23 protein-coding genes are annotated in these 24,642 nt (G+C 66.1%); 17 read left to right on the forward strand and 6 right to left on the reverse strand.

The features are described 5' to 3' along the window. Positions 1-82 precede the first annotated feature (82 nt). Together BM252_RS19270 and BM252_RS19275 are read right to left on the reverse strand one after the other, a co-directional pair. Positions 83-4,246 (reverse strand): DEAD/DEAH box helicase, encoded by a 4,164-nt coding sequence (locus BM252_RS19270; RefSeq protein ID WP_093389296.1) that lies wholly within the window; start codon positions 4,244-4,246, stop codon positions 83-85. Between the two features lie 13 nt (positions 4,247-4,259). Continuing rightward, positions 4,260-6,269, reverse strand: coding sequence for a dipeptidyl-peptidase 5 (locus BM252_RS19275; RefSeq protein WP_093389297.1), 2,010 nt, complete (start codon positions 6,267-6,269; stop codon positions 4,260-4,262). Between the two features lie 171 nt (positions 6,270-6,440). On the opposite strand from BM252_RS19275, the gene hemE reads away from it, so the two are divergent. From hemE to BM252_RS19285, 3 genes are all read left to right on the forward strand, one after another. After that, on the forward strand, positions 6,441-7,523 hold the full coding sequence (gene hemE / locus BM252_RS19280) for a uroporphyrinogen decarboxylase (RefSeq protein ID WP_093389298.1): 1,083 nt from the start codon (positions 6,441-6,443) through the stop codon (positions 7,521-7,523). A gap of 427 nt (positions 7,524-7,950) precedes the next feature. After that, positions 7,951-8,142 carry a hypothetical protein gene (locus BM252_RS30305; protein ID WP_139236617.1) on the forward strand — a complete coding sequence of 64 codons (192 nt, stop codon included), beginning with the start codon at positions 7,951-7,953 and terminating at the stop codon, positions 8,140-8,142. A 185-nt stretch (positions 8,143-8,327) separates the two neighbouring features. Beyond that, positions 8,328-10,361: a primosomal protein N' gene (locus BM252_RS19285; protein ID WP_093389299.1), complete on the forward strand. Its 2,034-nt coding sequence runs from the start codon at positions 8,328-8,330 to the stop codon at positions 10,359-10,361. 22 nt (positions 10,362-10,383) lie between these two features. On the opposite strand, the gene BM252_RS19290 is transcribed toward BM252_RS19285, so the two are convergent. Then, positions 10,384-11,283, reverse strand: coding sequence for an ArgP/LysG family DNA-binding transcriptional regulator (locus tag BM252_RS19290; RefSeq protein WP_093389300.1), 900 nt, complete (start codon positions 11,281-11,283; stop codon positions 10,384-10,386). 171 nt (positions 11,284-11,454) lie between these two features. Between BM252_RS19290 and BM252_RS19295 the strand changes: the two genes are divergently transcribed. Then, positions 11,455-12,903 (forward strand): dihydrolipoyl dehydrogenase, encoded by a 1,449-nt coding sequence (locus tag BM252_RS19295; protein WP_093389301.1) that lies wholly within the window; start codon positions 11,455-11,457, stop codon positions 12,901-12,903. 136 nt (positions 12,904-13,039) lie between these two features. Then, positions 13,040-14,164 carry an HD-GYP domain-containing protein gene (locus BM252_RS19300; protein ID WP_245774340.1) on the forward strand — a complete coding sequence of 375 codons (1,125 nt, stop codon included), beginning with the start codon at positions 13,040-13,042 and terminating at the stop codon, positions 14,162-14,164. A 22-nt stretch (positions 14,165-14,186) separates the two neighbouring features. On the opposite strand, the gene BM252_RS19305 is transcribed toward BM252_RS19300, so the two are convergent. Together BM252_RS19305 and BM252_RS19310 are read right to left on the reverse strand one after the other, a co-directional pair. Beyond that, positions 14,187-14,669, reverse strand: coding sequence for an AtaL-like protein (locus BM252_RS19305; RefSeq protein ID WP_093389302.1), 483 nt, complete (start codon positions 14,667-14,669; stop codon positions 14,187-14,189). Between the two features lie 85 nt (positions 14,670-14,754). Next, on the reverse strand, positions 14,755-15,660 hold the full coding sequence (locus BM252_RS19310) for a LysR family transcriptional regulator (protein WP_093389303.1): 906 nt from the start codon (positions 15,658-15,660) through the stop codon (positions 14,755-14,757). Positions 15,661-15,770: 110 nt separating this feature from the next. Here BM252_RS19310 and BM252_RS19315 point away from each other — a divergent pair, with 110 nt between their 5' ends. The 11 genes from BM252_RS19315 to BM252_RS19360 all read left to right on the forward strand — a co-directional run bounded on the left by BM252_RS19315 (position 15,771) and on the right by BM252_RS19360 (position 22,962). Further along, positions 15,771-16,787 (forward strand): zinc-binding alcohol dehydrogenase family protein, encoded by a 1,017-nt coding sequence (locus tag BM252_RS19315; RefSeq protein ID WP_093389304.1) that lies wholly within the window; start codon positions 15,771-15,773, stop codon positions 16,785-16,787. A gap of 179 nt (positions 16,788-16,966) precedes the next feature. Then, positions 16,967-19,027, forward strand: coding sequence for a UvrD-helicase domain-containing protein (locus BM252_RS19320; protein WP_093389305.1), 2,061 nt, complete (start codon positions 16,967-16,969; stop codon positions 19,025-19,027). A 50-nt stretch (positions 19,028-19,077) separates the two neighbouring features. Then, positions 19,078-19,287 (forward strand): SlyX family protein, encoded by a 210-nt coding sequence (locus BM252_RS19325; protein ID WP_093389306.1) that lies wholly within the window; start codon positions 19,078-19,080, stop codon positions 19,285-19,287. A 254-nt stretch (positions 19,288-19,541) separates the two neighbouring features. Then, a complete protein-coding gene (locus tag BM252_RS19330) occupies positions 19,542-19,751 on the forward strand; it encodes a YgaP-like transmembrane domain (protein ID WP_093389307.1) in 210 nt (69 codons plus the stop codon). An 11-nt stretch (positions 19,752-19,762) separates the two neighbouring features. Then, positions 19,763-20,290 carry an RNA polymerase sigma factor gene (locus BM252_RS19335; protein ID WP_093389308.1) on the forward strand — a complete coding sequence of 176 codons (528 nt, stop codon included), beginning with the start codon at positions 19,763-19,765 and terminating at the stop codon, positions 20,288-20,290. A 97-nt stretch (positions 20,291-20,387) separates the two neighbouring features. Further along, positions 20,388-20,741 (forward strand): carboxymuconolactone decarboxylase family protein, encoded by a 354-nt coding sequence (locus tag BM252_RS19340; protein ID WP_093389309.1) that lies wholly within the window; start codon positions 20,388-20,390, stop codon positions 20,739-20,741. Next, on the forward strand, positions 20,719-21,111 hold the full coding sequence (locus tag BM252_RS19345) for a P-loop nucleotide/nucleoside kinase family protein (protein ID WP_093389310.1): 393 nt from the start codon (positions 20,719-20,721) through the stop codon (positions 21,109-21,111). The genes BM252_RS19340 and BM252_RS19345 overlap by 23 nt, the downstream gene beginning before the upstream one ends. Before the next feature lie 60 nt (positions 21,112-21,171). Then, positions 21,172-21,675, forward strand: a complete 504-nt coding sequence (locus tag BM252_RS30310) for a hypothetical protein (protein WP_139236619.1) — start codon at positions 21,172-21,174, stop codon at positions 21,673-21,675. A gap of 51 nt (positions 21,676-21,726) precedes the next feature. Beyond that, a complete protein-coding gene (locus BM252_RS19350) occupies positions 21,727-22,047 on the forward strand; it encodes a HigA family addiction module antitoxin (protein WP_093389311.1) in 321 nt (106 codons plus the stop codon). Positions 22,048-22,154: 107 nt separating this feature from the next. After that, a complete protein-coding gene (locus tag BM252_RS19355; protein WP_093389312.1) occupies positions 22,155-22,637 on the forward strand; it encodes a DUF2165 family protein in 483 nt (160 codons plus the stop codon). A gap of 88 nt (positions 22,638-22,725) precedes the next feature. Next, a complete protein-coding gene (locus BM252_RS19360; RefSeq protein ID WP_093389313.1) occupies positions 22,726-22,962 on the forward strand; it encodes a type II toxin-antitoxin system Phd/YefM family antitoxin in 237 nt (78 codons plus the stop codon). Between the two features lie 132 nt (positions 22,963-23,094). On the opposite strand, the gene BM252_RS19365 is transcribed toward BM252_RS19360, so the two are convergent. Continuing rightward, the gene (locus BM252_RS19365) at positions 23,095-23,895 is read right to left on the reverse strand and encodes a M48 family metalloprotease (RefSeq protein WP_093389326.1); all 801 of its coding nucleotides are present in this window, start codon (positions 23,893-23,895) and stop codon (positions 23,095-23,097) included. Positions 23,896-24,126: 231 nt separating this feature from the next. Here BM252_RS19365 and BM252_RS19370 point away from each other — a divergent pair. After that, positions 24,127-24,642 (forward strand): TMEM175 family protein (locus tag BM252_RS19370; protein WP_093389327.1); only part of this gene is annotated, 516 nt, incomplete at its 3' end.

Genomic DNA, 24,642 nt, shown 5'->3' on the forward strand with positions numbered 1-24,642 from the left:
CTTGGTAAATCGGCATGGTACACGCATCGCGCCGCGCTGTGCCGGTTTGCCCGGCGCCGGCGCGGCGCGGCCACGCCGGGGCTCAGCGCTGCAAGCCCTGCGCCAGCATGTCGAGCATGTCGCGGGCCGACAGGCGGGCCGCCGTGTCGCTGCCTTCGAGCAGGCTGTCGGCCAGGTCGCGCTTGTGCTGGTGCAGCTCGACGATGCCCTCCTCGATGGTGTGGCGCGCCACCAGGCGGTAGATGGTCACCGGGCGCAACTGGCCCATGCGGTGGGCGCGGTCCGAGGCCTGGTCCTCGACGGCCGGGTTCCACCACGGGTCCATGTGGATCACGTAGTCGGCCGCCGTCAGGTTGATGCCGACGCCGCCCGCCTTCAGGCTGATCAGGAAGACGTCGCCCGTGCCGGCCTGGAAGGCGTCGACGCGGCTCTTGCGCTCGGCCATGCTGGTGCTGCCGTCGAGGTATTGGTAGGACACGTCCTGCTCCTCGAGGTGGTGGCGGATCAGCTTCAAATGGTCGACGAACTGGCTGAACACCAGCACCTTGTGGCCGTTCTCCAGCAGGCCGGTGAGCAGGTGGGCGAAGGCGGCCAGCTTGCTGCTGGCCAGGCCCAGTTCGGGCGCCACCAGCGCCGGGTTGCAGCAGGCGCGGCGCAGCTTCATGATCTCGGCCAGGATCTGCATCGACTTCTTCTCGGCCGGCCCCTCGACCGCCGCCAGCTTCTCCAGCGCGCTGCGGCGCAGCGACTCGTACAGCGCCATCTCCGGCGCCGACAGGTCGACCTCCAGCGTGATCTCGGTGCGCGGCGGCAGCTCGGCCAGCACCTGCGACTTGGTGCGGCGCAGGATGAACGGCTGGATCAGGCGGCGCAGGCGCAGCCGGGCGCCGACCTCGGCGCGGTGGTCCTGCGCCTTCTCGATCGGCCCGGCGAAGCGCAGGTTGAACTGGTCCAGGGTGCCGAGCAGGCCGGGGTTGATGAAGCGGAACAGGTTCCACAGCTCGCCCAGGTGGTTCTCCAGCGGCGTGCCGGTGGCCACCATCTTGAAGCCGCCGCGCAGCGCCATGACGGCCTGCGAGCGCTTGGTGGTGCTGTTCTTGATGGCCTGCGCCTCGTCGAGCACGATGGTCTGCCAGTGCACGCCGGCGAACAGCGCCGACTCCAGTTGCAGCAGGCCGTAGCTGACCACCACCAGGTCGAACGGTTGCAACGTGGCCAGCGTGTCGGCGCGGTCGCCGGCGCCGAACAGCTTGACGTTCAGGGTCGGCGCGAAGCGGGCCGCCTCGCTGATCCAGTTCATGCACACCGAGGTCGGCGCCACCACCAGGGTCGGCCCCTGCGGCGCGCGCGACAGGATCAGCGCCAGCGCCTGCAGGGTTTTGCCCAGGCCCATGTCGTCGGCCAGGCAGGCGCCCACGCCCCAGTGGGCCAGGCGGGCCAGCCAGTCGTAGCCCTCGTGCTGGTAGTCGCGCAGCTCGGCCTGCAGGGTGCTGGGCAGCCGCGGCACGAACTCGGTTTGCGATTGCAGGCGCGCCAGATGCTCGCGCCAGGCCTGGTCGGCCTTCAGTCCGCCGGCCGAGTCGGCCAGCTCCTCGAGCGCGAAGGCGGCCAGCGGGTGCAGGCGCACGCCGTCGGCATCCAACTCGCCATAGGCCGACACCTCGGACAGGCGGCGGTGCAGCTCCTCGGCCAGCGCCAGGAAGCGGTTCTCGCCCAGCTCGATGAAGCGGCCCTTGCCGCTGCGCACCAGCTCGAGCAGGGTGCGCAGGTCCATCACCTGCTCCTCGTCGACCTGCAGCTCGCCGCTGGCGGCGAACCAGTCCTTGTGGCTCTTGATGGCCAGGCGCAGCTGCTTGCTGTCGACCTTCTTGGTGATGCGGAAGCTCTCGCCCTCGGGCCAGGCCAGCACGATGCCGGCCGGGTCGAGCTCCTGCAGCTCGGCCAGCAGTTGCAGGCACAGCGCCGGCTGGCCCAGCAGCCACTCGCCGTGGTCCTGCTCGGCCTCGTCGAGGATGGGGCACTTGCCGACCAGTTGGCGTTCGGCCTCGCGCTCGGCGTTCAGCTCGCGCCGGGTCTGCGCCGGCTTGCCGCCGGCGTCGGCGATCAGGGTCTCGGCGCCGTCGCCCGGCGCGTAGTAGGCGCCGCCGTCGAGCGGACGCACCAGCAGCTGCATCTTCAGGCCGTGCTGGTAGGGCAGCAGGTGGACGTGCAGGCGGGCGTCGGCCTCGACCTGCGCCACGTCGCTGTGGGCGCCGCCGATGTCGGACTGCACCGTCATCAGCGAAGAGATCGAACCGATCGCCTGCAGCACCTGCTGCTCGGCGTGCTCGGGCACGATCAGGCCGTCGCCGACGATGGCGGCGATGCGGCGGTGCTCGTCGGCGATGGCGATCACGCGCAGCCGGGTCGGCGTTTCGCGGCTGATGACGACGGTGGAGTTGTTGTCGGGGATGGCCGGCTGCAGGCTCAGGTGCAGATTGCCGCCGCGCTTGCGGATCAGCAGTTCCGGCTCGCCGGCCAGCAGCTCGACGCGGGTGTCCGGCGCCTCCTGCCAGAACACCAGCGGGTGGCCGACCAGCGCTGCGGCGGCGCGCTGCGGGTCGACCTCGTAGGCCAGGCCGGAGGAGTGGTAGTTGCGGTGCGCCACGCTGATCGCCTCGGCGGCGCGCAGGTCCTGCGGCGTCAGGTAGTCGATCTGCTCGGACTCGAAGCGCAGCCGCTTGAGGCCGACGGCGCGGCCCTTGCTCCAGGCGCCGCGCGCGTCGCGCTTCTGCTCGCGCGGCTCGACCTCGGTCAGGCCGTGGCGGGCGTCGTACACCAGCATCCAGGCCAGCCGCACGGCGCCGCTTTGTTCCGGCGCGGCCGGTTGGTGCAGGTTGATCAGCGCGGTGAGCTGGCGCTGCCAGGCCTCCTGCCGCTCGAACCATTGCGTCAGGTCGGCGAAGCCGAGCCGCTCGCGCAGCGCGGCGGCGCGCTTGGCCTGGGCCGGCTCGCCCAGGTGGCCGAGCAGGGCCAGCGCCTGGCCGGCCAGCAGCAGGTAGCCGGCCGCCTCGGCCTGCTGCGCCAGCTCCTCCAGCTCGAGGCGGCGCTGCGCCAACTGCGGCAGCGACAGCCAGTAGTACAGCAGGCTTTGGAACATCTGCGCCTGCAGCGTGGTCTCCCAGGCGCGGGTCGGGATGGCCTCCGCCTGCAGCGTGCCGGCGCGCACCTGGCGCAGCAGGTCGAGCTGCTGGTAGACGGCGCTGTCGTGGTTCTGCGTGGCGCGCACGGCGGCGTCCAGGTAGGCCTCGGCGGTCTTGGCCAGCTTGGCGTCGCCGCCGCGCATCAGGGCCAGCGCGTACAGGTGGCCGCCGATGCCGTGGAACAGCTGCTTGCGCTTGCCGGACTCGCGCCGCAGCGCCTTCAAGGCCGCCTCGAAGCCGTCCACGGCGGCGCCGTGCTCGCCGCGCAGCAGCCGCACCACGCTGGCGAGGAACAGCGCCATGGCGCCGTCGCAGCGTTCCAGGTAGCGCGCCGCGTCGTCCAGCCGGCCGCACAGGATGGCGTCCTCGGCCAGGCCCAGGCGCAGCGCCGGCGCCACCTCGTCGCCGGCCGCCTGGCGCCGCTGCACATGCTGCTCGGCGTGGCCGCGCAGCTGGGCCGCGCCGGCCGGCTCGCGCTGCGCGTTGTTGAGCAACAGGGTCAGCACGTCGTCCTGCATCAGCGGGTGGACCCGCGCCAGCATGCCGGCCTCGAAGGGCCGGCCGAGGATCTCGACCACCGGGTGCAGCTGGGCCGCCTCGTAGCTGGCCATGCAAAAACTCAGCAGCGGCACCACCTGCTGCGGCGCCTGGCCGCGCAGCAGCGCCATGCGCAGGCGCGCCACGCCGGCGCGGTAGCTGCGCGGCTCGTGCGTGCTCCAGCTTTGCCGCAGCGGCACCACCACGTCGTGCGCGTGGCACAGCTGGTCGAGCGTGTGGGCGCCGATGGCGGCGCGCAGCGCCGGCCAGCGCAGCTTGGGGTTGCAGACATAGCCGCGCCCGGTGATGACGCTGATGAAGGCCAGCCGCTCCAGGTGGCGGATCGGCTCGTCGAGCGTGGTGGCGCTGTAGGTGCGCTCCTGCGGGTCCTTGAAGCCGGCGGCGCGCATGTGGTCGAGGATGCTGGTGCGCCCGGTCGGCTCGCCGAGTAGGGCGAGCAGCGCCAGGATCATCTTTTCATTGAAGGCGAGGGCGTCGAATTCGGCGAGCAGTTGCGGGTCGGTCATGCGGTTTCCGTGGTCATGCGGCCGGGGCGTCCGGCAGGTTGTGGATCTCCACCGGGGCGGCGGCGCCCGGCGTGTGCAGGCCGAACATGCGCTGGTAGAAGTACAGCTCGGCCTCCAGCGTGCGGACGATGTTCTCGGCCTTGCGGAAGCCGTGGCCCTCGCCCTCCAGCGGCACGTAGGCGACCGGCACGCCGCGCGCCTTCAAGGCCGCCACCATGCTCTCGGACTGCTGCGGCGGCACCACCTTGTCGTCCAGGCCCTGGAAGAAGATCATCGGCCGCGCCAGGCGGTCGGTGTGGTGGATCGGCGAGCGCGCCAGGTACAGCGCCTCGGCGGCCGGCTGCGGCGCGATCAGGTAGGCGTTGTAGTGCGATTCGAACTTGTGCGAGTCCTGGTCCAGCCCCTTCAGGTCGGACACGCCGTAGTAGCTGGCGCCGAGCTTGAAGACGTCGTGGAAGGTCAGCGCGCACAGCGTGGTCAGGCCGCCGGCGCTGCCGCCACGGATGATCAGGCGTTCGCCGTCGGCCAGGCCGCGCGCCACCAGCGCCCGCGCGCCGGCGATGCAGTCCTCGACGTCGACCACGCCCCACTGGCCCTTGAGGGCGTCGCGGTAGGCGCGGCCGAAGCCGCTGCTGCCGCCGTAGTTCACGTCGAGCACGCCGAAGCCACGGCTGGTCCAGAACTGGGTGGCCAGCTTCAAGGTGTTGGTGGTCATGCCGGTCGGGCCGCCGTGGCTGATGACGATCACCGGCGGCAGCGCGCCGGCCGGTCCGTGCAGCCGGCTGTTGCAGGGCGGGTAGAAGAAGGCGTGCGATTCGCGGCCGTTGGCGCTGGGGTAGCGGATGCTGGCCGGCACCGACAAGTCGTTTGTCGCCGGCAGCTCGGCGATCGACTGCGCCAGCACCTCCACCTCCTCGCTGGTGAACTCGATGCGCGCCAGTTCCAGCGCGATGGTCGGGCCGCCGCCGAGCAGGGCGACGAAGCCGGCGCCGACGCGCAGCTCGCGGATCTCCTGGTAGGGGTTGGCGATGGCCTCCAGCTTGCCGCTGCCCAGCAGCAGGCGGCCGAGCCGGCTGACGCCCTGCTCGATGTAGGTGCAGATGATCTCGCCGGCCGAGCGGAAGCCGTACATCGAACCGCCGAAGGTCCAGTGCGGCGTGGCGAATTCGGCCTGCATCGGGCACAGCGCCTCGACGCGGCGGCCGCCGCCCGCTTGGCCGCCCGTTTGGTCGAGGCGGTACAGGTTCCACCAGCCGCTGCGGTCGGAGACGAAGTGCAGGCGGTTGTCGGGCGACCATTCCGGCTGGCAGATGGCCTCCTCGGCGCCGCCGGCGACCAGCGTGGGCGCGCCCAGGCTGCCGTCGTCGTTGACGGCGGCCAGCCACAGCTCGCTGCCCTGCCACGGCATGCGCGGGTGGTCCCAGCTGAGCCAGGCCAGCGCGCGGCCGTCCGGCGACAGGCGCGGCGCGGCGTAGAAGTCGTGGCCCTGGGCCAGCACGGTCTCGGCGCCGTCGGCGCCGATGGCGCACAGGCAGTTGTCCGGCTGCGCCGCGCCTTCGCCGTGCAGCTCGCGCACGCTGATCAGGCGTTGGCGGCGGCGGTCGACGACGAAGTCGGCGTGGCGTTGGCGGCCGGGCCGGGTCAGCGCCCGCGGCGCGGCGTCGCCGTCCACCTCGCAGCGGTACAGCAGGTTGTCGGCGAAATGCGAGAAGTAGACGGTGGCGCCGTCGACCGCGTAGGCGCCGCCGCCGTATTCGTGGACCCGGCTGCGCACGTTGAACGGCGCCGGGGTCAGCTCGTCGCTGCGCGCGCCGTGGTGGCGCAGCAGGGTGTTGCGGCCCGCCTCGGCGGCGCGGCCGGCCAGCCAGAAGATGTCGGCGCCGTCGGCGCCGCCCAGCGCCAACTGGCTCAGCGGCGTGGCGCCGGCCGCCACGCGCGCCGCGCTGATGCTCGACGGCCAGGTGCCGAAGGGGGCGCTGGCGCTGGTGGGGACGGCGTGGTCGGTGGCGGTATCGGTGGTCATGGTCGCTCCAGAGGGTGGGATGGCCGGGTCGCGGCGCGGGCTGCTAGGCATGATAGTGAAAGGAAGGACAATCTTCCAGCGAAACTTGGCCGGGCCGGGCGGTCGGGAATGCGTAAAAACCGGCCGGGGGGTGCGATAATAGCGTCTTTCCTCCAGCTCCGACTGCCATTCATGCCACAATTCGCCCCGCTCCAGAACGACACCTTCTTGCGCGCGCTGCTGCGCCAGCCCACCGAATACACGCCTGTCTGGCTGATGCGCCAGGCCGGCCGCTACCTGCCCGAGTACCGCGCCACCCGCGAGCGGGCCGGCTCCTTCCTCGGCCTGGCGAAAAATCCCGACTACGCCACCGAGGTGACGCTGCAGCCGATCGACCGCTTCCCGCTCGACGCGGCGATCCTGTTCTCCGACATCCTGACGGTGCCGGACGCGATGGGCCTGGGCCTGTACTTCGTCGACGGCGAGGGACCGAAGTTCGAGCGTCCGCTGCGCACCGAGCAGGACGTGATGGCGCTGCGCGCGCCCGAGCCGGACTCGCTGGACTACGTGTTCAAGGCGGTCACCCAGATCCGCACCGAATTGAACGGCCGTGTGCCGCTGATCGGCTTCTCCGGCAGCCCGTGGACGCTGGCCTGCTACATGGTCGAGGGCCAGGGCTCGCGCGAGTTCCACACGATTAAGAAGATGCTGTACAACCGCCCCGAGCTGATGCACCACATCCTGGCCATCAACGCCCGCTCGGTGGCCGACTACCTGAACGCCCAGATCGACGCCGGCGCCCAGGCCGTGATGATCTTCGATTCCTGGGGCGGCGCGCTGGCCGACGGCGCCTACCAGGAGTTCTCGCTGCGCTACATGCAGCAGGTGGTGGCCCAGCTCAAGCGCGACAAGGACGGCGTCAAGATCCCCGCCATCGTCTTCACCAAGGGCGGCGGCCAGTGGATCGAGCAGATCGCCGACATCGGCGCCGACGCCGTCGGCCTGGACTGGACCGTCGACCTGGCCAAGGCGCGCGCGCTGGTCGGCCACAAGGTCGGCCTGCAGGGCAACCTGGACCCGGCCATCCTGTTCGCCAACCCGGAGCAGATCGGCGCCGAGGTGGCCAAGGTGCTGGCCGCCTTCGGCAAGCCGGCCGAGGGCAGCGGCCACGTCTTCAACCTGGGCCACGGCATCTCGCAGTTCACCCAGCCCGAGGCGGTGGCGGCGATGGTCGAAGCGGTGCACACACAGAGCCGGGCGCAACGCGCCGGTTGATGTAGTTGCTGAACAAGGGGCACGTTTCGGCTGAAACGTGCCCTTTTTTCATCCTGTTGTCTAGCCCTGAAAACCGACTTATGCACAATTTTTTTTGCTGCGGAAATAACAGGCAGAACAATTCCTTCCACTCTGAAGAAACTGTCAAGTAATTGATTTTAAACAGTTTAATTATTGGTCTATTGACCAAGTTTTGGTAAGTTGTAAACCTTATCCCAAGGGTAGTGAGGGCTTATTTACTCATTGTCCACAAAGTTATCCACACAAACTGTGGATAAAAATGAAAAGTACTTAGTAAACCGCTACTTAGCCGCCAAGTTGAGGTTTCGGACGAGGTTCATGTTGCGCCGCACTATCTGCCGGCACGATTTTTGGCGCGATATTTCGCTTGTCCTTAAACAAACCTTGATGCGAAGGCATGTGTAGAATGCTGATCGCCCGGCCGCATCCATGCCGCGCCGCATCAGTGGATAACTTTTTCGCCCGCGTTCAAAAAACACTTGATTTCGCGCAAAATAGCGACCTAAATACTTCACTTATGCACAGCGGCGGGGAAAAAACGGAAATTTTCCATCCCCTAGGGGGCATTTTCCAAGTTGTTGATTTTAAAGGGAAATAATTTCTATTTTTTGCCCGGTTTACGATACTGGGGAGCACATCGGGGGCCGTTTCTCCGTATTAATTTTCTTTTGTCCACAAAGTTATCCACACAAACAGTGGATACCTTCCGGCGCCCCGGCGGGCACGTTTTTCCCAGCGGTTTTCCATGATTCCCAGTGTGACTTTTGTAGATCGGCAGGACTGATGCACGGCATTCCCCATCATTGCATTCTCCAAATCGTGCTCGATACGCCACTCAACGCCGTTTTCGACTACCGCTGGGTTTGCGATGCGGCAAACGAACCGCGGATCGGCCAGCTGGCCCTGGTGTCCTTCGGCCGGCGCGAGGTGGTCGGCCTGATCGTCGGCGTCGCCCACAGCACCGAAGTGCCCGAAGGCAAGCTCAAGGACGCGCTGTCGGTGCGCGAGCAGCTCGCGCCGCTGTCGCCGCAATGGCTGGCGCTGGCCGGCTTCGCCGCCGACTACTACCAGCGCCCGCTGGGCGAGGTGGCGCTGCCCGGCCTGCCGAAGAACCTGCGCGTGTTGACCACGGTGGCGCTGGACCGCGCGCTGAAGAAGCTGGCCAAGCACGACGCCGTGCACGACGGCACGCCGCTCGACATGCCGCAGCTCAATCCGGCGCAGCAGGAGGCGGCCGACGCCATCGGCGGCGCCAAGGGCTTCAAGCCGACCCTGCTGTACGGCGTCACCGGCAGCGGCAAGACCGAGGTCTACCTGCAGGCCTGCGCCCAGGTGCTGGCGCGCGAGCCGCAGGGCCAGATCCTCATCCTGGTGCCGGAGATCAACCTGACGCCCCAGCTGGAGGGCAACATCCGCGCCCGCTTCCCCGGCGTCATGCTGGCCACCCTGCACAGCAGCCTGTCCGAGGGCGAGCGCATGCTGCACTGGCTGGCCGCCCACCAGGGCCAGGCGCGCATCGTGCTGGGCACCCGGCTGGCCATCCTGGCCTCGCTGCCGCACTTGCAGATGATCGTCATCGACGAGGAGCACGACCCCTCGTACAAGCAGCAGGAGGGGCTGCGCTACTCGGCGCGCGACCTGGCCGTGTGGCGCGCCTGGCAGCTCGGCATTCCCATCGTGCTCGGCTCGGCCACGCCCTCGCTGGAGAGCTGGCACCACGCCCAGACCGGGCGCTACCGCCGCCTCGAGCTGCGCGAGCGCGCCGTCAAGAATGCCGTGTTGCCGCAGGTTAAGCTGCTCGACATGGAGCGTGACAAGCCCAAGGACGGCCTGACGGCGCAACTGGTGGCGGCGCTGCGCCAGCGCCTCGAACGCGGCGAGCAGTCGCTGCTGTTCCTCAACCGGCGCGGCTATTCGCCGGTGATCTGCTGCGAATCCTGCGGCTGGATCAGCGAATGCACCCGCTGCACCTCGTTCATGGTGCTGCACAAGCCGGAGCACCGCCTGCGCTGCCACCATTGCAGCCTGGAGATGCGCATCCCGCGCCACTGCCCGACCTGCGGCAACGTCGACCTGCAACCGCTGGGACGCGGCACCCAGCGCGTCGAGGAGGGCCTGCAGGCGCTGTTCCCCGAGGCGCGCATCCTGCGCATCGACGCCGACTCGACCCGCAAGAAGGGCAGCGCGCAGGAGGCCTTCGACAGCGTCCACCGGGGCGAGGTGGATATTTTGATCGGCACGCAGATGGTCGCCAAGGGCCACGACTTCAAGAAGCTGACCCTGGTCGGCATCATGAACCCGGACACCGCGCTGTTCTCGCAGGACTACCGCGCCAGCGAGCGCCTGTTCGCCCAGCTGATGCAGGTGGCCGGCCGCGCCGGCCGCGCCGCCCAGACCGAGGGCGGCAGCGCCAGCGAGGTGTTGATCCAGACCCGCTACACCCAGCATCCGCTATACGGCGCGGTGGTCAACCACGACTACGACCATTTCGCCACGGCATTGCTGGAGGAGCGCGAGCAGGCCGACCTGCCGCCCTATCTGTTCCAGGCGCTGCTGCGCGCCGAGGCGGCCGAGCTGGCCACGGCCATCGAGTTTTTGAGCATGGCGCGCGATTGCGTCGAGCATCCCGGCATCACGATCAACGATCCGATTCCGATGAGCATGACGCGGGTGCACAATGTGGACCGCGCCCAGTTGTTGGTGGAGTCGCCCTCGCGGCCGGCGCTGCAGGCCTTCCTGAAGCTGTGGACGGAGACGCTGCGGGCGATGAAGAGCCGGGTCAAGTGGTCGCTGGAGGTCGATCCGCTGGATATTTGACCGCCCCGGCGGTCCCGGCGGCTCAGGCCGGCGGCAGCAGGTAGCGCTTGGCGGTGGCCACCACCTGCTCGGACAGCGCGCGGGTGAACGGCGTGTCCAGGTTCCAGGCGTGCCAGTTGAGGGCGACATCGATGCTGCGCCCCGGCGCCAGCTCGACCAGGCGCTCGTTGGCCAGCGCGTTGGCCGCCAGCAGTTGCGGCATCAGGCCGTAGCCCAGGCTGCCGTGGATGCACTCGTTGAAGCCGGCCGACAGCGGCATGTTGTGGTGGGGATACGGACCTTGCAGGTCGACCGTGTCGGCCAGGAAGCGCGCCATCAGGTTGCGCTCGCTCACCACGGCCGGCGCCAGCCGCACCGCCTCGACCGAGAAGCCGTCGCCGAACCAGTGGCCGGCGAAGGCCGGCGTGGCCACGCAGACATAGCGCAGCAGGCCCAGCGGCGTCACGCCGGGGCCGTTGAGCTGCTCGGCCGGCGCCTCCTGCGCCTCGGCCACGCAGCCGAAGATGCTGCCCTCGTGCACCAGGTGCAGGGCCATCGCCTGCTCGCTGACGCGCACGTCGAGCTGGCAGCGCGGCGGCGACAGCAGCGGTTGCAGGCTCAGCGGGAACCAGGTGGCCAGGCTGGCGGCGTCCACCGCCAGCGAGATTTCCGGCATGCTGACCCGGTTGCCCAGGTCGATGTCCAGCGCCGCCTCCATCAACTTGACGTTGCGGTGGTGCGAGACCAGGCGCTGGCCCAGGCCGGTCGGCACGGCCGGCTGGCCGCGCACGATCAGCAGGCGGCCGCTGGCATCCTCCAGCGCCTTGATGCGCTGCGACACCGCCGACTGGCTGATGCCCATGGCCACGGCGGCCCGCTCGAAGCTGCCATGGCTGGCCACCGCGTCAAGCACGGCCAAGGCCCGATAGTCTAGGTTTCCCATAAGCTGTACTTATAAAAATTAAAAAGGATAAGTGATACTAATGGGTTTTTTCCCAAAGGAAAACCGGAATTCGCAACGCGGGTATAGTATTCCTTTGAAATACATCAAACCGGAGCCGTTCATTTTGGACCAGCCTCCGCCTTGAATCGACACCTAGCCGGGGGAGACCGCATGCAGACCAAACGAACCGAAGTGGCAGTGATCGGCGCCGGCACGGCCGGCATGTCGGCCTACCGCGCCGCGCGCGCCGGCGGCAAGCGCGCCCTGCTGATCGAGAGCGGGCCCTACGGCACCACCTGCGCCCGCGTCGGCTGCATGCCCAGCAAGCTGCTGATCGCCGCCGCCGAGGCCGCCCACGCGGTGCGCGCGGCGCCGGCCTTCGGCGTCCACCCCGGCCCCTTGCGCATAGCCGGCAAGGAAGTGATGGCGCGGGTGCGCGGCGAGCGCGACCGCTTTGTCGGCTTCGTCCTCGACGGCATCGAGCAGATCCCCGCCGAGGACAAGCTGCGCGGCCACGCCCGCTTTCTCGGCCCGGGCCGCCTGCAACTGGACGATCACACCATCATCGAGGCCGATAGCGTGGTGATCGCGACCGGATCGACGCCGATCGTGCCCGACGAGTGGCGCCGCGCCGGCCCGCGCGTGATCACCAGCGACCAGGTGTTCGATTGGACCGACCTGCCCGACTCGGTGGCCGTGGTCGGCACCGGCGTCATCGGCCTGGAGCTGGGCCAGGCGCTGCACCGCCTGGGCGTGCGGGTGACCCTGTTCGCCCGTGGCGGCAGCGTGGTGCAACTGAGCGACCCGCTGGTGCGCGAGGTGGCCGCGCGCGCGCTGGCGGACGAGCTGGACATCCGCTTCCAGACCGAGATCGCCGCGCTGGAGGCGGACGCGGACAAGGACGGCGGGCAAGTGGCGCTGACCAGCCGCGACGCCGCCGGCAACTTGCGCACCGAGCGGTTCAGCTATGTGCTGGCGGCCATCGGCCGCAGCCCGAACGTGGGCGGGCTGGGGCTGGAGTCGGCCCAGCTGGCGCTGGACCGCCACGGCATCCCCCTGTACGACAAGCACACCATGCAATGCGGCAGCAGCGCCGTCTTCATCGCCGGCGACGCCGACAACGAGCGGCCGGTGCTGCCGGAGGCGGCCGACCAGGGCCGTATCGCCGGCGACAACGCCGCGCGCTTCCCCCGCACGCAACCGGGCCTGCGCCGCACGCCGCTGACGATCGCGTTCAGCGAGCCACAGATCGCCGTCGTTGGCGCCAGTTACAAGGAGTTGTGCGTATCGCACAGCGGCCGCTTCGCCATCGGCCAGGTCTCCTTCGAAAACCAGGGACGCAGCCGGGTGATGCTGCAAAACCATGGCATGCTGCGCGTCTACGGCGAGTTCGGCAGCGGCCGTTTCCTCGGCGCCGAGCTGGCCGGCCCGCGCGCCGAGCACCTGGGCCATCTGCTGGCCTGGGCCTGCCAGGCGAAACTGACGGTGGCGGCCATGCTGGACATGCCCTTCTACCATCCGGTGGTGGAGGAGGGCGTGCGCACCGCGCTGCGCGACCTGGCCCACCACCTGAGCAAGGAACCGGAGGAGGTCTGCCAGGACTGTACCCCGGGCACCTGAGCGGACGGCGGCCGACGCGCAGAAATACAAGGTCCGCAGTGCGCATTTTGCCTATGGGACGCAAGGAAATCACCTGTCCGTCACAGGAACACGATATGCTTCTCGTCCGACAATAATAATTGTAAATAGGCAATAAGTGAAAATTCGCAAGGTCAGCCCGGCCGATTTGAAGGTCGGGATGTTGATTCCCTGGAATGTGTACAACGAGAGCGGCGGTCTGCTGGTACGCAAGGGACATTTGATCGCCAGCGCGGCGCAGATCGAGGCGCTGGTCGAACGCGGCTCCTTCGAGGACGACAGCGAACAAGGTGCGCAGACGCGCGGGCCGGATTCGGTGCTGCGCAAGCTCAACGCCGCCCAGTTGGAACTCCAGATGTTGCTGAAGGCGATCGCGCTGCGCGTGACGCCGCCCGACTTGCGCCGCCAGCTGGAGGATGTGGCCCGCTTGGTGGACGAAGCCGTGGCGTTGAGCGCCGATACCGCCCTGGCCGCCATCCTGCACAACCAGCAGGCGATGCCCTACCCGGTGCGCCACAGCGTCGACACGGCTGTGCTGGCCCAGGTGCTGGCGCGCGCCGTGAAGATGGCGCCGGCGCCCATGTTGTCGATGACCTTGGCGGCGCTGACCATGAACGTCGGCATGCTGGAGCAGCACGAACGCCTGCACGCCAGCCGCGCCCCGTTGACCGTGGCAGAGCAGGCCATGCTGCAGGCCCATCCGCAACGCGGCGTGGACCTGCTGCGCCAGGCCGGCATCGACGATCCGCTGTGGCTGGACTGCGTGCTGTCGCACCACGAGAACGAGGACGGCGGCGGCTATCCGGCCGGCCGTAACGGCGCCGACCTGGCCGAGGCCGCCAAAATAATCGCCATCGCCGACCGCTACAGCGCCCGCGTGGCCGAGCGCGGCTACCGCAAGAACCTGCCGCCCAACACGGCGCTGCGCGAGATTCTGCTCGAAGCGGGGCGCACACTGGACGGCCAACTGGCCGCCGTGCTAATTCGTGAACTGGGGATTTATCCTATCGGCACCTATGTGCGCCTGCTAAACGGCGAGATCGGCGTGGTCTCGCGCAAGGGCTTGAACCCGACCACGCCGCACGTCGAGTCCATCGTCGGCCCGCGCGGCGCGCCGCTCGACGTCTTCCTGCGCCGCGACACCCGGGGCGAGCTGCACGGCATCCGCGAGGTGCTGGGCGCCGCCCAGGTCAACGCACCGTTCCGCATGGAGCAGATCTGGGGCCGCGTCGCCAGCCTGTAGCATGCGCCACGGCGTGCGCCGCCTAGTTGAGCAGCGCGTCCAGCCGACCCTCGGCCGCCAGGTCGCGCAGGATGCCGATGGTGTCGATGTCCGACTCCTGGTAGGCCGAGCGGCGGAACTCGTCGTACATGGCGTTGGCCGCGTCGGTGGCGGCGTCGTGGCCGTCGTCGTACTTGAAGCGCACGAACAGGGTGTCCGGATGCGGCGCCTCGATAATCATGCGCAGGCTGGAGGCGCTGATGTCCTTCTGCTCCGCCACTTCGACGCGCACTTCGCGCATCGGCTCCAGCACCACCTGATCGACGATCACCAGCTCGCCGTAGCGCTGGCGGCGGTGGAAGCCGCGCTCGGTGCGCTGCTCGATCACGCATTCGTCCAGGTGCGGCACGAACAGCTTGGGCGACTCGGCGCGCAGCACCAGGCCGCGCCACAGCTGCTCCAGGCTGAGGGAGTCGATCAGCGGGTTGAGTGGATCGTTGATTTCGATTAAATGTTCAAATTTCATAATAGTGCCGTCAAGTGAGCCGGACGCAGGCGCGCCCCATTCCCGCATGGTAGCGCAACTCGGCGCGCCCCATGCATGCGCGATATCACAGATCGCGGTCCCAGTACGGCTCCGGGCCGAAGCGTTGGGCGAAGAAGTCGATGAAGGCGCGGCTCTTCGGCGGCAGATATTGCCGGTGCAGATACACCGCCGACACCACCGAGTCCGTCGCCGGATAGTCGGCCAGGATGCGCACCAGCGCGCCGCTACGCAACTGCTCCGGCACCAGCCAGGTCGACAGCAGGCCGATGCCCAGGCCGGCCACGGCGGCGTCGCGCAGCGCCTCGCCGTTGTCGCTGCGCAAGCGACCGCCGACCCGCACGTGCAATTCGCTGCCGTCGCGTTCGCGCAGGCGCCAGGGGTTCATCGCCTCCAGCACCAGGCATTGGTGCTCGGCCAGCTCGTCCGGGTGTTGCGGCACGCCGTGCGCCGCCAAATAGTCTGGCGAGGCGCAAATCACCAGCCGGCTCGGCGCCAACACCCGCGCCACCAGGTTGGAATCGCGCAGCGGGCCGATGCGGATGGCCACGTCGATGCCCTGCGCCGCCAGGTCGACCACCAGGTCGGACAGGCGCAGGTCCAGCTGCACGCCGGGAAACTCGCGCAGGAACTCGGCCACGTAGGGCACGATGTAGCCGCGCCCGAACGTGGTCGAGGCCGCCACCCGCAGCAGACCCTGCGGCGCCACGCTGCCGTGGCCGACCGCCGCCTCGGCCTGTTCGGCCGCCGCCAGCAACAGCAGCGCGCGCTCGAGGAAAACGTCGCCGTCCTGGGTCACCGTGATCTGCCGCGTGGTCCGGTGCAGCAGGCGCGCGCCCAGGCGCTTTTCCAGCTGCGCCATGCGGGCGCTGGAGGCGGCCGGCGACAGGCCGAACTCGCGCCCGGCGGCCGACAGGTTGCGGGTGGCGCAGACCCGCACGAACAGGGCGACATCGGTCAGATCGAGGGACATGGGCTGGATTCGCTTGTTTGGCTGAAGAGTCAATTCAGCATTATGCCAATTATCAAATCAAATGGGCGGGGCTAGACTGCCCCATCGTTCAATTTCCCAAGGAAACCCCCGTGAAAGCCATCGCCCTCACCCAACACCTGCCGATCAACCACCCCGAGTCCCTGCGGGACGTCGAACTGGCGCAGCCGCTCGCCCTCGGCCGCGACCTGCTGGTCAAGATCGAGGCCATCTCGGTCAACCCGGTCGACACCAAGGTGCGCGGCGCGGCAGGCCCGGACGAGGCCGCCCCCCGCGTGCTCGGTTGGGACGCCGCCGGCACCGTCGTCGCGGTCGGCCCCGAGGCCAGCCTGTTCCAGGTCGGCGACACCGTCTACTACGCCGGCAGCATCACCCGCGCCGGCGCCAACAGCGAGTTCCACCTGGTCGACGAGCGCATCGCCGGGCGCAAGCCGGCCAGCCTGGACTTCGCCCACGCGGCGGCCCTGCCGCTGACCTCGATCACCGCCTGGGAGGCCCTGTTCGACCGCCTGGCCATCCGCCGGGACGGCGCCGACGCCGGCAAGAGCCTGCTGATCATCGGCGGCGCCGGCGGCGTCGGCTCGATCGCCATCCAGCTGGCCAAGCAGCTGGCCGGCCTGCGCGTGGTCGCCACCGCCTCGCGCGCCGAGTCGGCGCAGTGGTGCCGCGCGCTGGGCGCCGACGATATCGTCGACCACAACGGCGACATGCCGGCCCAGCTGGCCGCGCTGGGCCTGGCCAACGTCGACTACGTGCTGTGCCTGAGCGACACCGACCCGCACTTCGACGCCATCGCCCAAGTGATCGCGCCGCAGGGCAGCGTGTGCAGCATCGTCAGCAACACCGCGCCGCTGGCGATGGAGAAACTGTTCGGCAAGAGCGTCAAGTTCGTCTGGGAAATGATGTTCACCCGCTCCATGTTCGGCACGCCGGACATGATCGAACAACACCACCTGCTCAACCAGATCGGCGTGCTGGTCGACGGCGGCCAGCTGCGCACCACCCTGGGCGAAAACTTCGGCAAGATCAACGCCGCCAACCTGCGCCGCGCCCACGAGGCGCTGGAGGCGCGCCGCACCATCGGCAAGATCGTGCTGAGCGGTTTTTAGGGAGAGTGCTGCCGGGCGGCCTCACCCCGCAATGCGGCTGAAAGGGGTCGGACCCCCGTACGGGGTCCGACCCCGGCGTCCGGGTTGCGGGGTAACACTCAAGCGCGGTAAACCCGGGGGCGGGCCGCCGCCCCCTGCTGCTACAATGCAAGGCTACTCCCCCCTCAGATCGTCCCCCGATGTCCAAAGCACCACAATTCGGTCTCAACGTCCCGCAAAGCGAAGCCGTCATGTACCTCGACGGCCCCTGTTTGGTGCTGGCCGGCGCCGGCTCGGGCAAGACGCGGGTGATCACGCAAAAGATCGCCCACCTGATCGAGGACCGGGGCTACGACCCGCGCACCATCGCCGCGCTGACCTTCACCAACAAGGCCGCGCTGGAGATGCAGGAGCGCATCGCCAAGCTGCTCAAGCAGCCGCGCCAGGCCAAGCAGCTGACCGTCTCCACCTTCCACTCGCTGGGCGTGAAGATCCTGCGCCAGGAGGCCAACGGCGTCGGCCTGAAGGACCGCTTCTCCATCATGGACGCCGACGACTGCGGCTCGCTGATCCAGGACATGGCCATCAGCACCGACAAGCAACTGATCCGCCGCATCCAGACCGACATTTCGCTGTGGAAGAACGGCCTGGTCGAGCCCGCCACCGCCCTGTTCAACGCCAAGGACGAGGACGAGGCCCAGTCGGCCCGCATCTACGCCAGCTACGTGGCCACCTTGTCGGCCTACCAGGCGGTCGACTTCGACGACCTGATCCGCCTGCCGGTCGAGCTGTTCCGCAACAACGAGCCGATCCGCGACAAGTGGCAGCGCCGCCTGCGCTACCTGCTGATGGACGAGTACCAGGACACCAACACCTGCCAGTACGAGCTGGTCAAGCTGCTGGTGACGGGCGTCGGCAAGAAGCCGATGTTCACCGCCGTGGGCGACGACGACCAGGCCATCTACGCCTGGCGCGGCGCCTCGGTGGAAAACCTGAAGACCCTGCAAACCGACTTCCCCGACCTGCAGGTCATCAAGCTGGAGCAGAACTACCGCTCGACCACGCGCATTTTGCAGGCCGCCAACGCGGTGATCGGCAACAACCCCAAGCTGTTCGACAAGAAGCTGTGGTCCGAGCACGGCCTGGGCGAGCCGATCAAGGTGCTCGGCATGGCCAACGACGACCAGGAGGCCGAACAGATCGCCATCATGATCTCGGCCGACCACTTCGACCGCAAGAACAAGTGGTCCGACTACGCCATTTTGTACCGGGGCAACCACCAGGCCCGCGTCATCGAGCAATGCCTGCGCAAGGAGCGCATCCCCTATTCGATCTCCGGCGGCCAGAGCTTCTTCGACAAGGCCGAGATCAAGGACATCATCAGCTACCTGCGCCTGCTCGCCAACACCGACGACGACCCGGCCTTCATCCGCGCCGTCACCACGCCACGGCGCGGCGTCGGCCAGTCGACGCTGGAGGCGCTGGGCACCTTCTCCGGTCAATGGCAGTGCTCGCTGTTCGAGGCCGTCTTCAAGGGCGGCATCGAAGGCAAGCTGAACGACCGGCAACTGCTGCCGCTGCGCGAGTTCTGCAACTTCATCAACAACCTGGAGACGCGCGCCAGCCGGCCCGGCCCGAGCGGCAGCGGCGACAACGCCGCCCAGGTGCTCGACGACCTGCTCGAGGCGATCAACTACGAGTCCTATCTGTACGACATGTTCGACGAGCGCGCCGCGCAGAGCAAATGGCAGAACGTGCTGGAGTTCACCAATTGGCTGAAGGATCGCGGCCGCGGCGGCAAGGAGCGCGACGGCGACGAAAAGAACGTGCTCGAACTGACCCAGATGGTCGCCCTGATGTCCATGCTCGAAGGCCAGGACGAGGAGCCGGACGCGGTGCGCATGTCCACCCTGCACGCCTCGAAGGGGCTGGAGTATCCGCACGTGTTCCTGGTCGGCGTGGAGGAGGGCATCCTGCCGCACAAGGGCGACCCGGACGCGCCGGCCGAGACCATCGGCGCGCGCGTGCAGGAGGAGCGCCGCCTGATGTACGTCGGCATCACGCGGGCCCAGCGCACCCTGCACCTCACCTGGTGCAAGAAGCGCAAGCGCGGCGGCGAGCAGGTCCACTGCGACCCCTCGCGCTTCATCAAGGAGATGGAGCTCGACGTCGGCACGGCCGCGCCGATGGAGTCCGAGGTGATCTCGCCGAAGGAGCGGCTGGCGCGCATGAAGGAATTGCTGGCCACGCCAAAAACTTAAGTGCGGATTTTTCCGCCCATCCGCAACACCATTTCAAGCAGGAGTAAGACGTGAGTACCGAAGACCGCTTCATCGATATCGAAATCAAATTGGCGCACCAGGAGGACCTGGTGGAAGCGCTCAACCTGCGCGTCTACGAGCAGCAAAAGCAGATCGACAAGCTGGAGGGGATGTGCGCCGCGCTGGCCCAACACATGCGCGACCAGTCGCAAAGTGGTGGCGCCGGTGGCGCCGCGCACGAACGGCCGCCGCACTACTAGGGGTAGCGTGCACCTTGTTGCGCAAACCTTCCTTTGCGCAACGTACTCAATCGGATGCAAATTCAAAATTTTGACCACAGAGCATCGCGTCGACCATGGGTCGTCGCCGTTCGACTAATCGCTACACTTCACACGAGTCGAAAAATATTTTCGATTCCGTGAATCCTTTTGAGCATTCTTGGCCTCTTTGTCTTTGCCAGCACGGAATAATCCGTTCGTGGCAGCCAATTCTTCAACCCCCAAAGAGAAACTTTATGCTCAATCGAAAAAATGTAGGTAGCAAAGAAAGAATTGCCCGAGTAATAGGCGGTGGCCTGATGATATGGTGCGGGCTGGTTCCCCTCCACGCCACGGCGCTGGGGTTAGCCATCGCTGGCGTCGGCGTTGTGGGCATGGTCACCGGAGCAGTCCGATACTGCCCTGCATGCGCCATCGCCGGACGCAAGCCCATCGACAACGACTGAATGGGTATGTGATGCGAGTCCAAGAGAACACTTTTGCGGCAGCCCAAGCGGGTGATCCCGTGGCGCTGGAGCACATGCTGGTGCAGCTGCGCCCGGATATCCGGCGCTATGCCCTCTACCAGTGTCAGCGGTCATCCGCTATAGACGATGTTGTCCAAGAGGCGCTTATCATTCTGTATCGACGGGTAGGCACTGTGCGGAACGCGTCAGCACTGGGCGGATGGCTGTTCAAAATTGTCGCGCGCCTATGTATGTTGCCAGCCCTAATGTTTATGCGGGGAGTGGAAGATCTCAGGCGAGTGGAAGACTCGTCCCACTTCAGCAGGATGCCGCTAGATGAACTGCGCATCGATGTGGTCAGGGCACTGGAGTCCTTGTCGCCGACGCATCGCGAAATCATTCTGCTGCGCGATTTGCAGGAAATGACCATTAGCGAAATTGCCGCTTGCCTGGAGATTACCCGTGAAGCGACAAAAAGTCGCTTGCATCGCGCGCGTGCCATGGTCAAGGAATACTTGCTACCCGAAAAGTCCACATGAAAACTGTTCAAACGCAGTACCACGGGACTGTATGCAGCGGCTGTGCTTGCGAACGCGATGCAGGCACCCTTTTAACGCAACATTGGTGGGAGGAGTGATGTCTGAATATCAGCGCCCCGAAGATTTATCCCTTGCGAAAGAGCTCGTTCGACTTGCACCGAAAGAAGCGCAAGCGTTTCTTGGCTTGAAATCGGCCGCCGAGCGCAACGATGGAGTCATCCCCGAGAAGTACCGTGAGCTCATCTCCATTGCGGTTGCCCTTACCACACAGTGCTCATACTGTATCGATGCGCATACAAAGAATGCAGCCAGGGCAGGCGCCACTAGAGAAGAAATCGCCGAAGCGGTTTTTATCGCCTCCGCTCTTCGTGCTGGCGCGGCCGTCGGCCACGGTCTTCTCGCATTAAGGCTGTTTGACGAAGCGTCACATGCAAATGCTATGCAAGGTTAATGCGACCGAAGCTCCCGACCCCGGCGAGATCGCCAGTCTCGCCGATTATGTGCGCTGCACAAGCAGGCTACGTGAAGTGATGGGTAGGCATATCGAAAATCTGCTGCGCGCCGGCAACCCCGTCGTGCTGGATTTTCCCGCCAACACGCGCGCCAGCCGGCAGTGGATGAAAACCATCTTCGCCAACGCCAACGCCGCGCATCGCCTGTATTATCTGGACGTGTCCGACGAGGAATGCAAACGCCGCCTGCGCCAGCGCAACGAGGCCAGCGCGCACCAGTTCAGCACCAGCGACGCCGAGTTCGACGCGATCACGGCGCATTTCGTGCCACCATCGGATGACGAGGGGTTCACTATTGTTAGGGCATAGGCAAAGCAGCGCCGGTTTGCTGGCACCGCTACGGGCCAAGCCATCGTTTCGAGGACATTCATGTTCTACTTTCTCATACGCAGGACTGTACAGTTGTTGATTGTGCTGCTCGCCATCGTTGGTGGCAGCTTGCTCGTCATGCATTGGGCGGCACCCGCTTTTCAAGCAGAGGAGGGCGATGCTGAGCAGGCGCTCAGCGCGGCTGTCGTCGCCTCGCTCGGCCGGCTAGGCCAGCAGTCCGGGCCTCGCTACATCTCGTTTGATGGACGTGACCCGCTGCCCGCCAGCATGATTGCTTTACGTGCAGCGCTGCCCGGGTTGGAAATTCAACCACTGAGTCTTCGCGCAACAAGAAATGACCGGTGCGATACGTCCGGCGACGGTGCTATCGTCACAATTGGAGCGTGCCGCGAAGATAACTTCACCGCAGTAGAACTCGTCGCGCGGCCATTGTGGCGCACAGCGCTGATACGCGAACGTACCGCGGCATGCAGTGCGCAACGTATGCTGTTCCGCTTCCCGTCAGCTTGGCGGAGTGTGGAGTACCAATGGGTGTGTGCGTGAAAATTTTGGCAATGAGGTTGATGCCAAAGTGATTTTGGAGACCTGTCACTGATGAAATCGTTACGCGACAAAAATCGGCGCCCGACCCATCCCGGGGCCATATTGCGAGAGGATGTCTTGCCGGCGTTGAAAATGACGCAAACCGAATTCGCCCAGCTGATCGGTGTAAGCAGGTTGAGCGTGTCAGACTTGCTGCACGAAAAGCGAGCGCTCTCGCCCGAGATGGCGGTGCGAATTGCCACCTTGCTGAGAACCACGCCCGAAAGCTGGCTCAGAACGCAGGAAGCCTTGAGCTTATGGGAGGTAGGCCAAGATCCGAAAAGACTACTCGCGGTCAAGCCGCTCAGCAAGGCGCGGTTGATGGCAAGCTAGTCGGTTGACGCGGCAAGTCCGGCCGTTCGAACCCACCAAAATAATTGCACTTGTGTAAATGTTGTTTTGGCGCGAATATGCGTTTTTAACTCCTGCACGGGCGCGGCATGACGACACGCATAACGAAGATCCTGCTGGTGTGGATGGTGGCCCTGTTCGCACTGCTGGTCGTGTTCAACAACCTGACCGACTACAACTCCAACTACCAGTTCGTCTCCCATGTGCTGAGCATGGACACCACCTTCCCCGGCAACCAAGGCATGTGGCGGGCGATCACCACGCCGGCCTTCCATCATGCGGCCTATGCGCTGATCATCCTGAGCGAAGCGGTGGTTGCCGTGCTGTGCCTGCGCGGCGGTTTGCTGCTGTTCCAGGCGCGCGGCGACGCCGCCCAGTTCAACCGCGCGAAAGGCGGCGCCGTGCTCGGCTTGGCCGCCGGCGTGGTGCTGTGGTTCACCGGCTTCATCACCATCGGCGGCGAGTGGTTCCTGATGTGGCAATCGCACATTTGGAACGGCCAGGACAGCGCGTTCCGCTTCGTGGTCATCCTCGGTGTGGTGCTCATCTTCGTCAACCAGGAAGACCGATGAATTGGCGGGGGCGGCGGCACACTTTGCCCTTGCGTCGGAATTTCGCGTGCTATGATTAAATGACCATCTGGATAGTCATGAGGAAATCATGCACACCTTTACGCTGGCCCAGGCGAAGGCCCAATTGAGTCGCTTGATCGACATGGTCGAGGCGGGCGAGGATGTCACCATTACCAAGCGTGGCCGAGCCGTTGTGCGCCTTGTCCCCAGTTCGCCACCCCGCCAGCAACTGCCCAGTTTGGCGGAGTTTCGGGCGGGCTTGCCGGAGCAAGCCCAACCGGCTGGCGAGTTCATCCGCCAACTGAGGGAAAGCGACCGGTATTAATGCGCTACGTCGATACTAGCGTCCTGCTCGCTTACCTAACGCCCGAATCCGGCAGCGCTGTAGCCGAGGAATTCATGCTGAGCGAAGGGACTCGCCATGGATGCACAGTCCCGCGCCATTAGTGTTTTCTATTTAGCCGTCCTTATCAATCCGGGACTGGATGTGCTGCGCGCGGTCCGGCGACGATGGGTGCGAGCTGAACATGCTGTGTCCGGAGCCTTCCAGTTTCGCCAATTTCTGGAACAGCGTCACCAGCCCCGTCCGCGACAGCTTTTCTTTGTAGAGAATCCCATACGACTGGTCGTCCGCGTCTGTTTCCTGCGACTGGGAAAACTGCGCCAGGATGAATTTTTGACCCAGGTCGCCGAGATCCGACTGGCTCAGCGTCGCAACGGTGCCGCTGACGGCACCGGCCGCGCCGCGCGCCGCCTGTAAGGTGTACGCCGTTTGCATGGACTTTTTGGAATGGCCCAGCAACACATGCCCGATTTCATGTCCCACGACGGCGCGCACCTCGTCGTCGTTCATGATGTCCATCAGGCCGGCGAAGACACGAATACAGCCGTTGTCCATCGCGAACGCGTTGACGTCGGTGACCAGATACACCTTGGCGTCCAGCTTTTTGCCATTGAACTTGCTCATGTTCAGCGGCTTCAATGCCGCAGCCAAGCGTTTCGCATACTTGCTGCCCGGCGCGGCAATTTTATTCGTGCGATCGAGCGCGGCGCAGGACTTGTCCGCCAAATCCACCACCTCCGCGTCACTCAGGGTGGCCGCCTTGACCGCCAGACTGGCCGAATTGGTGAGACCACCCAAATCGAGAGCGCCGGCCAAGGGACTGGCAAACGCCGAGAGTACCAGCACGCCGCCAGCGAGCAGCGCGGGCAAGGATTTGACCGGATTTTCCGACCAGGACGAACGAATAGATGCCATGAATTTGCTCCTCAAAAAATTGATATTCGCCGGGGGCGGCGACACATTTCCGCCAAGAAATCATAGCGATTTTCGTTCGCCGCAACTTTAAGAAAAATCAACTGCTCATGGCTTCACGATTTTCCTTGCCCTCAGGGCCAATGGTTGTCGCCTAGTGCGATTTGGACCACAATGCGTTGTCATCGCAAGGCCTGGAAGGGCTGCGGGTGTTTATTGTTTATGGGAGATTCTGTGGGTAAAGGCAGGTTGGAAGCATTCAGCGATGGCGTCATCGCCATCATCATCACCATCATGGTGCTGGAATTGAAGGTGCCGCACGGCGCCGACATGGCGGCGTTGATGCCGCTGATTCCCGTGCTGCTCAGCTACGTGCTCAGCTTCGTCTATGTCGGCATCTATTGGAACAACCACCACCACATGTTGCACGCCGCCTCGGTGATCGACGGCCGCGTGCTGTGGGCCAATCTGCATCTGCTGTTCTGGCTGTCGCTGATCCCCTTCGCCACCGGCTGGATGGGCGAAAACCACTTCGCGCCGGTGCCGGTCGCGCTGTATGGCGCGATGCTGTTCATGTCCTCGCTGGCCTACCTGATCCTGGAGCGGGCGCTGGTCTCGCGCAACGCCAACAATTCGCCGCTGGTGCTGGCGGTGGGCAAGGACTACAAGGGGCCGATATCGTCGACGCTGTACCTGCTGGCGGTGCCGCTGTCGTTCGTCCACGTCTGGCTGGCCTTTGCCGTCTACATC

Source organism: Rugamonas rubra, assembly GCF_900114705.1.
GTDB classification, from domain to species: Bacteria; Pseudomonadota; Gammaproteobacteria; order Burkholderiales; family Burkholderiaceae_D; genus Rugamonas; species Rugamonas rubra.

Coding starts and splice junctions, on each gene's coding strand:
- BM252_RS19270 (WP_093389296.1), bottom strand. CDS start 4,246: ATGACCGACCCGCAACTGCTCGCCGAATTCGACGCCCTCGCCTTCAAT.
- BM252_RS19275 (WP_093389297.1), bottom strand. CDS start 6,269: ATGACCACCGATACCGCCACCGACCACGCCGTCCCCACCAGCGCCAGC.
- hemE (WP_093389298.1), top strand. CDS start 6,441: ATGCCACAATTCGCCCCGCTCCAGAACGACACCTTCTTGCGCGCGCTG.
- BM252_RS30305 (WP_139236617.1), top strand. CDS start 7,951: ATGCTGATCGCCCGGCCGCATCCATGCCGCGCCGCATCAGTGGATAAC.
- BM252_RS19285 (WP_093389299.1), top strand. CDS start 8,328: ATGCACGGCATTCCCCATCATTGCATTCTCCAAATCGTGCTCGATACG.
- BM252_RS19290 (WP_093389300.1), bottom strand. CDS start 11,283: ATGGGAAACCTAGACTATCGGGCCTTGGCCGTGCTTGACGCGGTGGCC.
- BM252_RS19295 (WP_093389301.1), top strand. CDS start 11,455: ATGCAGACCAAACGAACCGAAGTGGCAGTGATCGGCGCCGGCACGGCC.
- BM252_RS19305 (WP_093389302.1), bottom strand. CDS start 14,669: ATGAAATTTGAACATTTAATCGAAATCAACGATCCACTCAACCCGCTG.
- BM252_RS19310 (WP_093389303.1), bottom strand. CDS start 15,660: ATGTCCCTCGATCTGACCGATGTCGCCCTGTTCGTGCGGGTCTGCGCC.
- BM252_RS19320 (WP_093389305.1), top strand. CDS start 16,967: ATGTCCAAAGCACCACAATTCGGTCTCAACGTCCCGCAAAGCGAAGCC.
- BM252_RS19330 (WP_093389307.1), top strand. CDS start 19,542: ATGCTCAATCGAAAAAATGTAGGTAGCAAAGAAAGAATTGCCCGAGTA.
- BM252_RS19335 (WP_093389308.1), top strand. CDS start 19,763: ATGCGAGTCCAAGAGAACACTTTTGCGGCAGCCCAAGCGGGTGATCCC.
- BM252_RS19340 (WP_093389309.1), top strand. CDS start 20,388: ATGTCTGAATATCAGCGCCCCGAAGATTTATCCCTTGCGAAAGAGCTC.
- BM252_RS19345 (WP_093389310.1), top strand. CDS start 20,719: ATGCAAATGCTATGCAAGGTTAATGCGACCGAAGCTCCCGACCCCGGC.
- BM252_RS30310 (WP_139236619.1), top strand. CDS start 21,172: ATGTTCTACTTTCTCATACGCAGGACTGTACAGTTGTTGATTGTGCTG.
- BM252_RS19350 (WP_093389311.1), top strand. CDS start 21,727: ATGAAATCGTTACGCGACAAAAATCGGCGCCCGACCCATCCCGGGGCC.
- BM252_RS19355 (WP_093389312.1), top strand. CDS start 22,155: ATGACGACACGCATAACGAAGATCCTGCTGGTGTGGATGGTGGCCCTG.
- BM252_RS19360 (WP_093389313.1), top strand. CDS start 22,726: ATGCACACCTTTACGCTGGCCCAGGCGAAGGCCCAATTGAGTCGCTTG.
- BM252_RS19365 (WP_093389326.1), bottom strand. CDS start 23,895: ATGGCATCTATTCGTTCGTCCTGGTCGGAAAATCCGGTCAAATCCTTG.